Source organism: Cryobacterium sp. M23, assembly GCF_002929655.1.
Classification (GTDB): Bacteria; Actinomycetota; Actinomycetes; order Actinomycetales; family Microbacteriaceae; genus Cryobacterium; species Cryobacterium sandaracinum.
In genome coordinates this window covers 1-14943 of the sequence record NZ_PJJV01000055.1, presented here as the reverse complement: position 1 = coordinate 14943, position 14943 = coordinate 1, and the positions used below count along the sequence as shown (strand labels likewise).

16 protein-coding genes and 1 pseudogene are annotated in these 14943 nt (G+C 69.7%); 10 read left to right on the top strand and 7 right to left on the bottom strand.

Features of this window, described 5'->3' with window-relative positions:
• Nucleotides 1-322 precede the first annotated feature (322 nt).
• Entirely contained in the window at nucleotides 323-1231 is a 909-nt protein-coding gene (locus tag CXY82_RS03880) for a hypothetical protein (protein WP_104169764.1), read from the top strand.
• Between the two features lie 94 nt (nucleotides 1232-1325).
• On the opposite strand, the pseudogene CXY82_RS03875 reads toward CXY82_RS03880, so the two are convergent.
• Nucleotides 1326-1493, bottom strand: a pseudogene (locus CXY82_RS03875) (alpha/beta hydrolase); the annotation flags it as partial.
• Nucleotides 1494-1642: 149 nt separating this feature from the next.
• Here CXY82_RS03875 and CXY82_RS03870 point away from each other — a divergent pair.
• Complete coding sequence (locus CXY82_RS03870; RefSeq protein WP_174843669.1) at nucleotides 1643-1996, top strand: AAA family ATPase; 354 nt, start codon at nucleotides 1643-1645, stop codon at nucleotides 1994-1996.
• Between the two features lie 60 nt (nucleotides 1997-2056).
• Here the strand turns inward: CXY82_RS03870 and CXY82_RS03865 are convergent, their stop codons facing one another.
• From CXY82_RS03865 to CXY82_RS03845, 6 genes are all read right to left on the bottom strand, one after another.
• Nucleotides 2057-2413: a GntR family transcriptional regulator gene (locus CXY82_RS03865; protein WP_166786635.1), complete on the bottom strand. Its 357-nt coding sequence runs from the start codon at nucleotides 2411-2413 to the stop codon at nucleotides 2057-2059.
• A complete protein-coding gene (locus CXY82_RS17240; RefSeq protein ID WP_158251997.1) occupies nucleotides 2410-2568 on the bottom strand; it encodes a hypothetical protein in 159 nt (52 codons plus the stop codon). The genes CXY82_RS03865 and CXY82_RS17240 overlap by 4 nt, the downstream gene beginning before the upstream one ends.
• A gap of 138 nt (nucleotides 2569-2706) precedes the next feature.
• Entirely contained in the window at nucleotides 2707-3150 is a 444-nt protein-coding gene (locus CXY82_RS03860) for a DUF1294 domain-containing protein (protein ID WP_104169763.1), read from the bottom strand.
• 23 nt (nucleotides 3151-3173) lie between these two features.
• Nucleotides 3174-4505, bottom strand: a complete 1332-nt coding sequence (locus CXY82_RS03855) for a M20/M25/M40 family metallo-hydrolase (RefSeq protein ID WP_104169762.1) — start codon at nucleotides 4503-4505, stop codon at nucleotides 3174-3176.
• Nucleotides 4506-4581: 76 nt separating this feature from the next.
• Nucleotides 4582-5154: a GNAT family N-acetyltransferase gene (locus tag CXY82_RS03850; protein WP_104169761.1), complete on the bottom strand. Its 573-nt coding sequence runs from the start codon at nucleotides 5152-5154 to the stop codon at nucleotides 4582-4584.
• Between the two features lie 35 nt (nucleotides 5155-5189).
• Complete coding sequence (locus CXY82_RS03845; protein ID WP_104169760.1) at nucleotides 5190-6038, bottom strand: aldo/keto reductase; 849 nt, start codon at nucleotides 6036-6038, stop codon at nucleotides 5190-5192.
• Between the two features lie 328 nt (nucleotides 6039-6366).
• Between CXY82_RS03845 and CXY82_RS18360 the strand changes: the two genes are divergently transcribed.
• From CXY82_RS18360 to CXY82_RS03800, 8 genes are all read left to right on the top strand, one after another.
• Entirely contained in the window at nucleotides 6367-8436 is a 2070-nt protein-coding gene (locus CXY82_RS18360; RefSeq protein ID WP_104169799.1) for a TPM domain-containing protein, read from the top strand.
• Between the two features lie 151 nt (nucleotides 8437-8587).
• Nucleotides 8588-9319: a PspA/IM30 family protein gene (locus CXY82_RS03830; protein ID WP_104169758.1), complete on the top strand. Its 732-nt coding sequence runs from the start codon at nucleotides 8588-8590 to the stop codon at nucleotides 9317-9319.
• 67 nt (nucleotides 9320-9386) lie between these two features.
• Nucleotides 9387-10034 (top strand): NADPH-dependent F420 reductase, encoded by a 648-nt coding sequence (locus CXY82_RS03825; RefSeq protein ID WP_104169757.1) that lies wholly within the window; start codon nucleotides 9387-9389, stop codon nucleotides 10032-10034.
• Nucleotides 10035-10107: 73 nt separating this feature from the next.
• On the top strand, nucleotides 10108-10953 hold the full coding sequence (locus tag CXY82_RS03820) for an arginase family protein (protein ID WP_104169756.1): 846 nt from the start codon (nucleotides 10108-10110) through the stop codon (nucleotides 10951-10953).
• A 44-nt stretch (nucleotides 10954-10997) separates the two neighbouring features.
• The gene (locus CXY82_RS03815) at nucleotides 10998-11804 is read left to right on the top strand and encodes a crotonase/enoyl-CoA hydratase family protein (protein ID WP_233191189.1); all 807 of its coding nucleotides are present in this window, start codon (nucleotides 10998-11000) and stop codon (nucleotides 11802-11804) included.
• Between the two features lie 67 nt (nucleotides 11805-11871).
• A complete protein-coding gene (locus CXY82_RS03810; RefSeq protein ID WP_104169755.1) occupies nucleotides 11872-13344 on the top strand; it encodes an NAD(P)/FAD-dependent oxidoreductase in 1473 nt (490 codons plus the stop codon).
• 125 nt (nucleotides 13345-13469) lie between these two features.
• Nucleotides 13470-13853, top strand: coding sequence for a Fe-S oxidoreductase (locus CXY82_RS03805; protein WP_104169754.1), 384 nt, complete (start codon nucleotides 13470-13472; stop codon nucleotides 13851-13853).
• Between the two features lie 15 nt (nucleotides 13854-13868).
• A complete protein-coding gene (locus CXY82_RS03800) occupies nucleotides 13869-14711 on the top strand; it encodes an SDR family NAD(P)-dependent oxidoreductase (RefSeq protein WP_104169753.1) in 843 nt (280 codons plus the stop codon).
• Nucleotides 14712-14943 lie beyond the last annotated feature (232 nt).

Below are 14943 nucleotides of genomic sequence, written 5' to 3'. Positions count from 1 at the left end.
CCGTCGGGGGTCATTTCGGCCCCGCACGCCGGACACACCGGGCCGTCACCGTCGAGGGCGAACTCTTCCATTACTCCAGTCTGCGGCGTCCGTGCGGGCCGGTGCCGCGGCAACCGTCTCGCGCGCATCGTGCGCCGTTGCGCGCGTGGCACGCAAGGCGCGCAGCGGCGCAGCTCCGGCGCGACGCCGACTGGCGGCGACGCGGAAAGGGAATCGGTACGCGACGCGGAAAGGGAATCGGCACGCGAAGCGGAAAGGGAAACAGTGCGGGAACGACCGGGCTCTGTGCCATGCTGACCGAATCGACGATCGGGGGCTCTCAGTGGTGCGTGACCACGGCTCCAAAGACGCGTACTCGCTGGCCCAGCGCGATCCGGCCTACCTCGCGGCGGTTCGGGTCGCTTACTCGGGAGAGAAGAACGTGCTCAACGCCCTGTGGTGGGCGACTCACCCCGCCGAGGCGGCACCGGATGGCTCACCGTCCCCGGCAAACCAGCTGCGCGACCTCCAGAAGCGCGTCTTCTCGGCGAACGGCGACTCCGTCGGCGATCCGAAGGCCACCGCCGCACTGCGGGAGCTGCAGGCCACGGTGGCCGCCGCCCGTGCCGCGATCGCCGCCGCGATCCGTGCGGCCGAATTCGCGGTCAACACCCAGCCGCCCCGCTCCCCCGGTGAGTCGACGGCACCGAGGAAGACTGGTCCCCGGACGATGCACGAGGGGACGTCCGAGGGTTCGCTTCAACCGTTTTTCGAGGAGGTACTCGACGAGACTGCGCTGCCCGCCAGGGGACGCGACCGCAACGCTCTCCTGGTTCTCGGCATCCTTGTCGCACTGGGTGTCGGTTTCGTCGTCGGCACTCTAACGAATGCCTCGCTCGTCACCGCATCGCTTTCTGCGGATCCCGTGAACGCGGAGGACACCTGCGGCCAAGTGAGTGACGTTGTGACGCTGATGCACAATGCGTACGGTTCGCTGCTCGCAGTGCCCTCAACCCAGCAGGAGTTCGAGGGAGCCGCACGGCTCGTTGCGCGGCTGAGCGCCCGCGTGGACACCGTGCCCGGCTCCGCGGTGGCGGACCAGGTGGAGGCCCTGAAGGGCCTGCTGCCGTCGTCGGCCAGCGAGCAAATCGATCCGCTGTCGACAGAGTGGGGGCAGGCTCTGGCCCGTGTCAGCGCGGCCTGCAGCGCTGCCGGGTTCGACATCAGCGTGGACGCCTGGATTGGCGGCTGACGGCACCGGCCCGGTCGGGAGCGCGATTTCTCGGATGCATGGACCTTCGGTTTGATGAGCTGGACTTTCCGTCTTGGCCGCCCGCTCCGCGCGATCAGGCGGTGCGCTCTACCCCCGCCAGAATCGCGGTGCCGAGCTCTGCCGGCCCGGTGAACTGGAGCCAGTGCCCGGTGGGCAGGTCCACGTACTCGACGTCGTGCAGGCGGGCCAGCTCCGCCACAAACGGATACCCGGCGGCGATCCACTCGGTGAGCAGCGCGGACGATCTCGCAGGAGCGGTGCGGAGGCATGGGCTGCCGGGGGACATCCGGTGCGCCCGCAGCACTAACCTCGGAGATTTTCGCGACACGCCGCTCAGGCTGGCCCCCGAACCGGCGTTTCCCGAAAATCTCCGCGATTACGTGACGACGGATGCCTGTCAGCGAGCCCGTGTTCCACGAGCGCTCGCACGGCGAATCCTTCCTCCACCTCGTCGCGGCACGGTCCCGCTACCCGGGCTTGTGGATCCTCGACGAGCCGGAGTCGGCCCTCTCCTTCACCGGTTCTCTCGCCCTGATCCGCCACCTGCAGGACATCCTGGACGCGGGCGGATCCCAGGTCATCCTCTCGACGCACTCCCCGATCCTGGCGTCGCTCCCGGGCGCCGCCATCTACGAGGTCGGGCCCTGGGGTTACCGCCCGTGCGCCTGGGAAGACCTTGACCTGGTGCGCGACTGGCGCTCTTTCCTGGAGGCCCCGGAGCGCTACCTGCGGCACCTGTTCTGACCCGGGGCAACCGATGGCCACCGGCCGCGACCGGCACCCGCTCTCACCATCGGCCGGGCCTCAGTTCTGCAGGAACGTGGTGACGTACGCCACCGTGTCGGCCGGGCTGACCCCCAGCTCCCGCAGCCGTTCGACATAGGTCTTTGCCGCGCCGAGCGCCTGCTGTTCGACCGAGTCCGGTGCGGCCTTGACGAAGGAACCGGCCCTGCCGCGGGTCTCGATGAACCCCCCAGCCTCGAGTTCCTTGTAGGCACGCGCCACGGTGTTCGGCGCGAGCACCAGGTCAGCGGCGAGCCTGCGCACCGTGGGCAGGCGTGTTCCCGCGACCATGTCCCCGCTCCGGATGTGCGCAATGACCTGCACGCGCAGCTGGTCGAACGGCGGCGTCGCCGAACGCGGGTCGATGCGGAGAATCACTGCGGGCCGACCGGGCGCGAACCGGCATCCGCGTGGAGGGTTCGCCGAAAGTGCCGCCGTGACGAGGTGAGAACGGATGCGGCGGCGACCAGATCCAGGATCGCGGCCGAGCGAAGCGAATCGAAGATCATGTCGGACCACACGTCACCGAGCATCGAAACCCCGTTATGTTCTTCGTTTTGTGTCAGCCTATCAATACAATCATAAGCACACAACAGGGATCCCGACGTCGGATACACGGTTGACCGCCGAATTCACCCCGTCCGGTCGAGTTCGCCCCGGCTCGGCTCGGTTCAGCGGGCCAGCATGTCCGGCAGTAGCGGCGAGAAGATCACGACGAAAGCCAGCACATTCAGGGCCACCGTGCCCCAGAACGCCTGCCGAAAACCGGCCTTCTTGGTTTTGTGCCGCAGCACCTGCTGCGCCACGATCGCGCCCGGCCAGCCGCCGGCGAATCCGAGCAGCAGCAGGGTGTTCTCCGGCACCCGCCAGCGCGCGGCGACCGCTGCGGACTTGTCCACGGCGTAGGCGACGAAGCAGGCGAGGCTGACGGCCAGGTAGAACGCGGCCACCCAGATCGAGACCGGTCGGTAGGCGTCGACGACGAGGTAGATCGACGTGAAGGTGACGATGGCGAGGTAGGCGACGGCTCCCGAACCGGTGCGGGCGGGCATCCGTCGCCGCGTGCCGGTCTGCCTCGTGCGTGGGGACTGCCGCCTGGGCCTGGTCTGTCTCATCTGTGTCTCCTCGCGGCAGCAGCTCAGTCGAGGAAGTCGCGAACGACGGTGTCGAGGGCCGCGACCGTCAACGCGATCGAGCCGATGTCGATGCGCTCGTCGTTGCCGTGGAACAGCTGCCGGAAGGTGCCGTAGTCCCAGTGCCGGCCGAGCAGCGCGAAACCGTAGGCAGGGACGCCGCGGCGGCGGTAGAACCGCGCATCGGAGCCGCCGACGCTGAGCACCGGGAGCAGGTCGGCGTCGGGGTAGGCCCGGCGCACGGCCTTGCCGAGCGAGTGGAACAGCGGCGTGTCGACCGCGGACCGGGTGGCCGCGGCGAATTCGTCGCCCTCGATCGTGACCTCGTCGGCCAGGTCGCCGAGCGCCTCCCGCAGGTAGGCGTCGACGTCGGCGGCTGACAGGTCGGGCAGCACCCGGATATCGAGGGTGATCGTGGCGAGCGCGGGGATGACGTTGTCCTTCACCCCGGCCCGCACGATGTTGGGCGAGATGGTGGTGTGGGTGGATGCGTGCGCGAACCCGGCCAGGCTGCCGAGCTCGTTCAGGGCGCCGTCGATGCGGTGCGGGTCGAGCAGGCGGGCGGCAAGGTCGGGTTCCAGTTCGAGGGCCTGCACATATCGGCGCCAGTCGGCGGTGATCTGCACCGGAGCGCGGTAGCGGGCCAGGCGCCCCACGGCATCCGCCGCGATCACCGCGGCGTTGCGCGCGCCCCACGGGGCCGACCCATGGCCGGGGGTGCCGCGCACGGAAAGGCGCCGACCGGCGATACCTTTTTCGCCGACGGCCGTCGAGATCAGCGGCCGCGGCCCGATCATGGCCCCGCCGGACTCGGTGAGCACGGCGTCCGCGTCGATCAGATCGAGCCGGTGCTCGGTGAGCCATTCCACGCCGAAGTGGCTGCCGTCTTCCTCGTCGGCAACCGCGGCGAAGATGAGGTCGCCGCGCGGCCGGAACGGTCCGGTCGCAATGGCCCGGGTGACGACCGCGTAACTGGCGGTCAGGTAGAGCATGTCGAGGGCGCCGCGTCCCCAGATCTCGCCGTCGATGATCTCGGCGCCGAAGGGGTCGCGGCTCCAGCCGCCGTCGTCGACCGGCACCACGTCGAGGTGGCCGACCAGGGCGAGCGTGGGCGCCGTGGGATCGGTGCCCCGGATGCGAGCGATCAGGGAGGCGCGGCCCGGATGCGGTTCGACCACCTCGAGGTCGAGTCCCGACCCGGAGAAGAACCCCTCGAGCGTACGCACGCTGCGAATCTCGCCGCCCGAATCGGGAGTGCCGTCGTTGACGCAGGCGTTGCGGATGAGGTCGCGCAGCAGGTCCACCGTCTGGCGGGTCAGGGCTTCATGGTCGCTCATGCGCACGCTGGACGGATATGGTGCGCGACAGTCGATTCCATGGTGGCGGCCAGTCCTTTTGTAAAGTGCCTGAACTCTACCGGGTGAGATCGGCCGCGGCGCACGCCTGGGCGGCGGCCGCCCGGGAAACCGCGTAGCGGATGTGCACCCGGAGCGGTGAGCCGACGGGAATCTTCGGATGCTGGAACTCGGCGGTCGCGGTCATCCCGAGTCGTTCCATCACGGCCCGCGACGGTTCGTTGATGACCGCCGTGATCGCCTGCACCTGTTCGAGCTCGAGCCGCCCAAAAGCGACATCGAGGGCCGCCCGGGCGGCTTCGGTGGCGTAGCCCTGGCCCCAGAAGGAGCGGGCCAGCCGCCAGCCGACCTCGAGCCCGCCGGGTCCGGGGATGAACGCGGGCACGGGAGCGAGCCCGGTGAAGCCGATGAAGTCACCCGTCGACTGTTTCTCGAGCGCCCAGAGCCCGTAGCCGTGCGTCTCGAAGAGCCGGTCGGCCCGGCCGGCGAGCGCGTCGCTCTGGGTCCGGGTCAGCCGAGACGGGAAGTACCGCATCACCTCCGGGTCCTCCCCCATCGCGGCGAACGGCGCCAGGTCTGACTCACGCCAACGGCGCAGCAGGAGGCGGGCGGTGCGGGTCTCGAGCGGCATCCGTCCAGACTAGTGACCCGGACCCCTGCGGGTGGTCAGGGAATCCAGTTGAACTCGTCCGGGTCGGGGCCGGTGCGCTCGTCGCGGTTCAACGCTGTGATCGCAGCCAGGTCGTCGGCAGTCAATTCGAAGTCGAAGAGCGCGAAGTTCTCCTCGACCCGGCTGCGGGTGACGGACTTCGGGAACACGATGTCGCCACGCTGCAGGTGCCAGCGCAGGGTAACCTGAGCGGCAGAGCGGCCCAGGCGGCCGGCGATGGCCGTGATCACGGGGTCGCCGAGCACCCTGCCCTGTGCGATGGGCGACCACGCTTCGGTCACGATGCCGTGCTGCGTGTTGAACGCGCGCACGTTGTCCTGGGTCAGGTACGGGTGCACCTCGATCTGGTTGACGGCCGGCACTGTGCCGGTCTCGTCGAGGAGGCGCCGCAGGTGCTGCGGCTGGAAGTTGGAGACGCCGATGGTCTTCACCCGCCCGGAGGCGTGCATCTCCTCCAACGCCTTCCAGGTCTCGACGAAGTCGCCGACGGCCGGCAGCGGCCAGTGGATCAGGAAGAGGTCGAGGTAGTCGAAGCCGAGGGTCTCGAGCGTCTGCTCGAAGGCGGCCAGGGCATCAGTTCGGGAATGGAAGCCGTTGTTGAGCTTGCTCGTGACGAAGACGTCAGTCCGATCCAGGCCGGATTCGCGCACGGCCTCGCCGACGCCCTGCTCGTTGCCGTACATCTCGGCGGTGTCGATGTGGCGGTAGCCCACCTCGAGGGCGGCGAGCGTCGACCGCCTGGTGTCGGCCGGCTCAATTTGGTACACGCCGAACCCGAGCTGCGGGATCGTCTCTCCGTTGTTGAGAATGATGCGGGGAATGGATGTCGTCGGTGCTGCGGTCATGTCGTAGAGCTCCTTCTGTCGACGAGGCGCACGGAGAAGACTGCGCGCCCCACCCTGACCTAAACGGCGCACGGTGAAGCGAATTCCCGTTCAGGGCCGATCGACAGGCTCGAGACCCGGCGGGCGCCGGCGAGGTGCTCGACGACCTCGACCTGACCATCGGGGGGTCGTCGATGATCTGCAGCCCGCGGCAGATGCCCAGCCAGCCGGCCGCCGTGACAGTGGGCAACAGTGATACTCCTGCCTGGGCGGTGGACGGGCCTGTGTCGCCGTCCTATGCTCAATCTGGGAACGCCCGAGTGTCGATGGTGGTGTGAGGATGGGGTCCATGCGGTCACGGTGGTTGATTCCGGTCGCGGTTGCGGCGGTTCTGAGCTTTGCGATGTCCAGCGCGTCGGCGCCCACGGCGGCTTGGGCGCAAAACCCGGTCGACTTCGGCGCCAGCCACATCGTCGACACGGTCGACGCCGTCACCGCCCGCGCCGACGAGGTCACGGCCGCGTTCGACGAGCTCTATTCCGAGACCGGGGCCGACCTCTTCGTGGCCTATGTCGACAGTTTCACCGGGGTCGAGGACCGCGAGCAGTGGGCCGACCAGACGGCTGACAACAACGGCTTCGGCACCAACGACGTGCTGCTGGCCGTAGCGACGGATGACCGCCAGTACCAACTTTCCGTGGCCCCCGACTCCGCCCTGACGGATGCCCAGCTCCAGGAGATCGAGACCGTCGCCATCGAGCCGGCTCTGCGCCAAAACGACTGGGCCGGCGCCGCGATCGCCGCAGCCGAGGGTTTCTCCGCGGCTCTGCGGGGCGAGCCGGTCTCGGCCGGCGAGATCACCCCCGGGGACGAAAGCCCCGGCGGCGGTGCCGGCGGGTTCCTCATCGTCGTGTTCGTGGTCATCGCCGTGCTGGTGCTTCTGGTCGCCGGAGCGGTCATCCTGCTCGCCCGACGCGGGCGGGGGCGTGCCCTGCCAGCCGGAGCCGGAGCGCCGACCGGGCTGCAGGCCCTGCCGACGCCCGAGCTCAAGCGGCGAGCCTCGAGCACCCTCGTGCAGACCGACGACGCGATCCGTTCCAGTGAGCAGGAGCTCGGCTTCGCGATCGCCCAGTATGGCACGGAGGTCACCACCGCCTTCCGGGCCGCGCTCGAAACGGCGCAGAAGCAGCTCAGCCAGGCGTTCACCCTGCAGCAGAAGCTCGACGACGCCGAGCCCGACTCCGAAGAGCAGGCCCGCGCCTGGTACGCCGCGATCATCGACCTCTGCAGCCAGGCCAACCTCACCCTCGATGCGCAGGCCGACGACTTCGACGAACTGCGCCAGCTGGAGAAGAACGCGCCGGAGGTCGCCGCTGCCGTGTCCCAGGGCGCCGAGGCCGTGCGGGCCCGGCTCGCCGGCAGCGAGGAGAGCCTGGCGGCCCTGGCCGCCCGGTACACCGACGTGGCGCTCGGCACGGTTGCCGACAACCCGGCCGAGGCCCGCGAGCGTCTCGCCTTCACGGAGACCGCTCTGGCCCGGGCCACCACCCGGCTGGGTGCCGGCGATACGGCGGCCGCGGCCGTGGACATCCGTGCGGCCGAGGTATCGGTCGACCAGGCGCGGTTGCTCCTGGACGCCGTGGACCGCCTGGGCACCGACCTCGCCGGCGCGACCCGGCAGATGGCGGCCACGGTCGCCGAGCTGCAGACCGATCTGGTGACCGCGCGCGGCCTGTCCACGTCGACCGAGGCCGCCGCCGCGCTGCCGGGAGTGATCAGCCAGACCGAACAGACCCTCGCCGAGGTGCGCGCTCGCTCCGCGGCCGGCCGGATCAACCCGCTCGAGGTGATGGCGATGCTCGACGCCGCCAGCACCGCGATGGATGCCGCGCTGCAGGGCGTGCGGGACGCCGAGGCGCAGGTCCAGCGCGCCAGGGCCGCCCTCAACCAGAACCTGCTCGCCGCGCGCGGGCAGGTGTCGGCCGCGGAAGACTTCATCAGCGCCCGGCGCGGGGCGGTGGGCGCGGAGGCGCGCACCCGGGTCGCCGAGGCCGGCAGGGTTCTCGTGGAGGCCGAATCGCTGGCTGCCACCGACCCGGGTGCCGCTCTCGCCGCCTCGCAACGGGCCAACTCCCTGGCCGCGGCCGCCATCGTCGGCGCCCGGAACGACGTCGACGGGTTCGCCGGCCAGGTTCCGGGCGGCCACGGTCCCGGCTACCGAGCCGGCGGCAGCGGCGGGAACGGGGTCATGGGGGCCGTGCTCGGCGGCATCCTGATCAACACAATCCTCTCCGGCGGCGGGGGTGGCGGGGGTGGCATGTTCGGTGGCGGCGGCCGGCGCGGCGGCGGCTTCGGCATACCCGGCGGCTTCGGCGGTGCCGGTTCCCGCTCACGCCGGGGCGGGGGCGGGCGGTTCTAGAAACCGGCGCCGTCGCAGCCGTTTCAGCCGTTTCAGCCGTTTCAGCCGTCGCAGCCGTCGCAGCCCGCACGGCGGCCCACACGTCTTGACCAGCACAAACCGACACACTGGAGGTCAGCCGATGCTCCGGAACTCGAAAGGACACCGCACAATGACGAAACAGTCCATCTTTGGCCGTATCTCCCAGTTGGCGAAAGCGAACATCAACGCGCTTCTGGACTCCGCCGAGGACCCGCAGAAGATGCTCGACCAGATGGTTCGCGACTACACCAACAGCATCGCCGACGCGGAGAGCGCGATCGCCGAGACGATCGGCAATCTGCGCCTGCTCGAGGACGACTACCGGGAAGACGTCGAGGCCGCGACCGAGTGGGGTGGCAAGGCCCTGGCCGCGAGCCGCAAGGCCGACCAGCTGCGCACCGCCGGAAACGCGGCCGATGCCGACCGTTTCGACAACCTCGCCAAGGTCGCCCTCGGCCGTCAGATGCAGTCGGAGAAAGAGGCGAAGCTGGCCGAGCCTCAGATTGCCTCGCAGACGGCCGTCGTGGCCCAGCTCAAGGACGGCCTCAACAAGATGAAGGAGAAGCTGAACCAGCTCTCCGCCAAGCGCAGCGAACTGATCGCCCGGTCGAAGACCGCCGAGGCGCAGACCAAGGTGATGGATGCCGTCAAGAGCATCGACCTGATGGACCCCACCAGCGAGGTCAGCCGCTTCGAGGACAAGATCCGCCGCGAGGAGGCCCGCGTTCGGGGCGCCAGCGAGCTGGCCGAGTCGAGCCTGGACGCCCAGTTCGAGAGCCTCGAGGACCTCGGCGAGCTCACCGAGGTCGACGCCCGCCTCGCCGCGCTCAAATCCGGCGGCGCCGGCTCCATCACGCAGTAGCCTTCAGCCTCCAGCGCAACCGGGCGCCGACGGGAACATCCCGTCGGCGCCCGGCGTTGTTCCTAGCATGACAACTCTTGGAATCATCGGCGCCGGCAACATCGGCAGTCAGCTCGCACGACTCGGCGTGGCCAACGGATACGACGTGGTCGTGAGCAATTCGCGCGGCCCCGAAACCCTCACTGACCTGATCGACGAGCTCGGCCCGCACTCCCGCGCCGCGACTCCCGCCGAGGCCGCCGCGGCCGGCGACCTCGTGGTCGTGACCATCCCGCTGAACCAGATCCACACCCTGCCCACGACGGAGCTGGCCGGCAAGCTCGTGATCGATACGAACAACTACTACCCGCAGCGCGACGGCGACATCGCCGCACTCGACGACGAGAGCACCACCACGGCCGAGCTGCTCCGCGATCGCCTGCCGGAGTCCACGATCGTAAAGGCGTTCAACCACATCTATGCCGCCGATCTCACCGAGCACGGTCAGCCGGCCGGGTCCGTCAACCGGCGCGCCCTGGTCATCGCCAGCGACGACGCCTCCGCCGCCGCTACCGTGACCGCGCTGCTGGACCGCTTCGGCTACGACACCGTCAACGTCGGCGCGCTCAGCGAGGGCTGGCGCATCCAGCGGGACACCCCCGGCTACGGCCCGCGCTTGAACGCGGCCGAGTTGCGGGGCGCGACGGACGCCGCTGCGCGCTACCGCGACCAATAAGCGCTGCGCGTAGATCGGCCCGATCCAGCACGAAAATCCCGCGCGCGGGGAAGCTCTGGGAGCATACTGAAGTATGGCTCCCTCCTTCGTTGTCGTGCCACAGTGGCAGGGTTCGGTTTCTCCGCGCGCGATGCGCCTGAGTGACGGGGCGGAGGCGATCCGAGGTGATCTTCCCTCCTCCGTCACCCGTGAAGTGCCGGTGCCGGTCGAGGCCGGCGATTCTCTCGACACCGGCATCGACCGCTTCTCCACCCTGATGATGGTGCGCGAACGCCTCACGGCTGCACTGCGCGGCGGCGCTGGCCCGGTAATCACGATCGGCGGCGACAACGGGGTGTCCCTGGCGGCCGTCGAGCATGCGTCGCGGCAGCATCCTGATGACCTGGCCGTGGTCTGGCTCGACGCCCACCCCGACCTGCACACCCCCGACACCTCACCGTCCGGAGGTTTCACGGGGATGGTGCTGCGCGCCATCACCGGCGAGGGTGCCGACGGCCTGACCCTCGACCCGGGTGAGCGCGTTCCTCTGGAACGCGTCGTGATCGGCGGCGCGCGCGCCATCGACCCGGCCGAGGACGCCCTGATCCAGGACCGCGGAATAGTGAGTCTCCCGGTCGAGGACCTCGACCCTCCCGACGCGCTCGTCGCGGCCCTGCGCGCCACGGGCGTGGGCACCTTCTACCTACACCTCGACCTGGACGTGCTCGACCCGTCGGCGCTGGCCGGCCTGGCCGACCTCTACCCGTTCGGGCTGAGCGTCGACACCCTGAACCGGCTGATCACCGCCCTGCGCGCCGAATTCGAACTGGCCGGCGCCACCATCGCCGGCTTCGCCCCGGCCTCGCCGGAGGCCGCCACCGACGACCTGCCGAGCATCCTGCGCATCATCGGCGCGCTGACCCGCCCTGCTCAGCCATAGCATGGGACCGACGCGCCAGCGTCACGAGGCCAAGGGAGGCATCCGTGAACGAGCAGCACTCCGTTTCCGATCCGTCGAGGATCATCACCGAGAGGCGCGGGCACGTGCTGCTGATCGGGTTCAACCGCCCGGAGAAGCGCAACGCCGCCGATCTGGCGCTGCTGACGCAGTTGGCCCTCGCCTACGGTGAACTCGACCGCGACCCTGAGCTGCGGGTCGGCCTCGTCTACGCGGTCGGCGACCACTTCACCGCCGGCCTCGACCTGGCCGACATCGGCCCCCGGCTTGGCCCCGACGGCCTCGACATGGTGCCGCCCGGCGGCATCCATCCGTGGCAGGTCGACGGGCCAAGCGTGTCCAAGCCCGTGGTGATGGCCGTGCAGGGCACCTGCCTCACCCTCGGCATCGAGCTGATGCTCGCGAGCGACATCTCCGTGGCGTCAGAGTCCACCCGCTTCGGCCAGATCGAGGTGGCGCGCGGCATCCTGCCGTTCGGCGGCGCGACCATCCGCTTCCCGCGCGCGGCCGGCTGGGGCAACGCCATGCGCTGGATGCTCACCGGCGACATGTTCGACGCCCGCGAGGCCCACCGCATCGGGCTCGTGCAGGAAGTCGTGCCGGACGGCACCCAGTTCGAGCGCGCGCTGGAATTGGCCGAGCGGATCGCCGCCCAGGCCCCGCTGGCCGTGCAGGCCACGCTGGCCAACGCCCGCACGGCCGCGCGGGAGGGTGCCGCGGCCGCCGAGGCGGGGCTACAGCCGGCCCTGGCCCGCCTGGCCGCGACCGAAGATTCCCGCATCGGCATGGAGGCATTCGTCAGCCGCCGGCCGGCTACTTTCGTGGGTCGTTAGGCTGGCAGCACCACCTCATCGGAACTACAGCACCACTCATCTGCACCACTGACCTAAGGAGAGACGGATGTCTGCCGCCGCCAGCACCACCCCACCTGACCCTTCCGCCAAGAGCTACGACGTCATCGTGATCGGCGCCGGCTCGGCGGGTGAGAACGCCGCCGACCGCACGACGCAGGCAGGCCTCCGCACCGTGATCGTCGAGGCCGAGCTGGTCGGCGGCGAGTGCTCCTACTGGGCCTGCATGCCGTCGAAGGCGCTCCTGCGCAGCGGAGCGGCCCTCGCCGCAGCCCGGCGCGTCGGCGGTGCGGCCGAGGCCGTGACCGGCGACCTGGACATCGCGGCCGTTCTGCGCCGCCGCGACTCCTTCACGAGCAATTGGTCCGACGAGGGCCAGGTGCGCTGGCTGGAGAAGACCGGGATCACCCTGGTGCGCGGCCACGCCCGCCTCACCGGCGTGCGGGAGGTGACCGTGACCGCTGACGACGGCACCACGACCGTGCTGGTCGCGGCGCACGCCGTGGTCGTCAGCACCGGGTCGGCGGCGCTGCTGCCCGATATTCCCGGTTTGGCAGCCGTGTCGCCGTGGACCAGCCGCGAGGCCACCAGCGCCCCCGGAATCCCGGACAGTCTGGCGATCATCGGCGGCGGCGTGGTCGCCGCCGAGATGGCCACCGCCTACGCCGGGCTCGGCGCCGAGGTCACGATGATCGTTCGGAGCGATTTGCTCGGCGGTCAGGAGCCCTTCGCCGGTGAACTCGTGCTCGCGGCCCTCCGGGGGGCGGGCGTCACCGTGCTGACCGGGGTGTCGACCACCGGGGCGGCCCGCACCGCCGACGGCGACGTGACCCTCACCCTCTCCAACGGCAGCGGGGTCACCGCGACCGAGGTACTCGTGGCCACCGGTCGGGTTCCCCGCAGCGCGGATGTCGGGCTCGAGACCGTGGGCCTCACACCGGGCGACTGGCTCGAGGTCGACGACACCCTGCTAGTGCGGGGCACCGCGCCGGACCTGACCGGGGACTGGCTGTATGCCGTCGGCGACATCAACCACCGGGTCCTCCTCACCCACCAGGGCAAGTACCAGGCCCGCGCGGCCGGTGACGTGATCGTGGCCCGGGCCGCCGGCAGGCCCGTCGACGACGCCCCGTGGGGATCGCACGTCGCCACAGCCGACCATGCCGCCGTGCCGCAGGTCACCTTCACCGACCCCGAAGTGGCATCTGTGGGACTGACCCAGGCTGCTGCCGAGAAGGCCGGGTTCCGCACCCGGGTACTGGACTACAACTTGGGCCAGGTGGCCGGGGCATCCGTGCACGCCGACGGCTACACCGGGTCGGCGCGCGCGATCGTGGACCTCGACCGTGAGGTTCTGATCGGGGTCACCTTCGTGGGGCCGGATGTCGCGGAGCTGCTGCACGCGGCGACCATCGCCGTGGTCGGCGAGGTGCCGATCCGCAGGCTGTGGCACGCGGTGCCGAGCTACCCCACCCTGAGCGAGGTCTGGCTGCGGCTGCTCGAGGAGTACGGTCGCCCGTAGCCGCGCTTTCGCCCTCGCGGCGCACCCGGTGGAGGCTGGCGCACTTTCCAACCCGCGCCACCTTCCACCACCTGCCCCGCGCCACCTCCGCCGTGAATCGATCAAGGGAAACCCAGGCTTCCATCGTGGGGGCCACCTACGCTGGAGGAGTGCGCCGCATCTTCTTCGACTCCCCCATCAGCCGGGCCGGCTACCTCTACGCCACCACGGTCGGCGTGATCTGGGGTTCCATCTGGAGCACGGGCAAGGTCGAGCGCCGAGGCGGCCTCATCGTTTTTCGCGGGATGCCCGCCTGGGCATTCGGACGCGGCGGAGCCTGTGTCGGGGGCTGCTACCTGACCAACCAGAACGTGTCGATGGCCATCCTCGAACACGAGGCCGTGCACAAACACCAGTGGCAGCGCTTCGGGATGGTTTTCCCGCTGCTCTACCTGGCGGCCGGCCGCAATCCGCTGCAGAACCGCTTCGAGATCGAGGCCGGCCTCAAAAAGGGCGGCTATGTCAAATAACCCGGAGGACCCAGAATGACCGCACGCACCATCGTGATCACCGGCGCCAGCGACGGGATCGGCGCCGCCGCCGCCCGCGCCCTCAGCCAGTCCGGCGACCGAGTCGTGATCGTGGGCCGCTCGCCAGCCAAGACCGCCGCGGTCGCCGAGGCACTGGGTGCCGAATTCCTCGTGGCCGACTTCGCCTGCCTCGACGAGGTGCGCACCCTTGCCGCCGAGCTGCAGGAACACTATCCGCGCATCGACGTGCTCGCCAACAACGCCGGCGGCATCATGGGCGACCGCGTAACCACCGTTGACGGCTATGAGAAGACCTTCCAGGTCAACCACCTGGCTCCCTTTCTGCTCACCACGCTGTTGATGGACCGACTCGTCGCCAGTCGGGCCCGGGTGATCAACACGTCCAGCGCCGCCAACCAGCTCTTCGGCAAGATCGACCTCGACGATCTGCAGGGCGAGACGAAGTATTCCGCGAACAAGGCGTACGGCGACGGCAAGCTTGCGAACATCCTCTTCACCAGGGAACTCCACCGCCGCTACAGCGACGAGGGACTCGCCACTGCAGCCTTCCACCCCGGCGTGGTGGCAACGAGCTTCTCCACCGGGTCGACGACCCTCATGCGCCTCATTTACCAGACTCCGCTCAAACGCCTGCTGCTCGGCGCTGAACAGGGAGCCGACACCCTGGTCTGGCTGGCCACCGCGACGCCGGGCACCGACTGGGCATCGGGCGAGTACTACGAGAAACGCCGCATCCAGAAGGCGAACAAGCAGGCCTACGACTCCCAGCTGGCCGCCGCCCTCTGGGAGCAGAGTTCCGCGCTGGTCGCCGCGCACTCGGCGCCTCTGGCCTCCTAGCCGGATCCTCCTGGCCGGAGCCTCCTGGACGAGACTTCTGCACGAGGCTTCCGGGGCGAGGGTTTTTGGGCGAGGCTTCCGGTGTCGAACGAATTCGACGGAGATTTTGCTTCGAAACGGTTCTCGCGCTGTTTTGGGCCGATTCGGCCAAAATTTTGGCTCCCCTGCTCTATCCGTGGGTGTTTCGGAGCGCCTTAACGGCCGCACGCCGCTTCCTGTCTAGGTTTCTGAC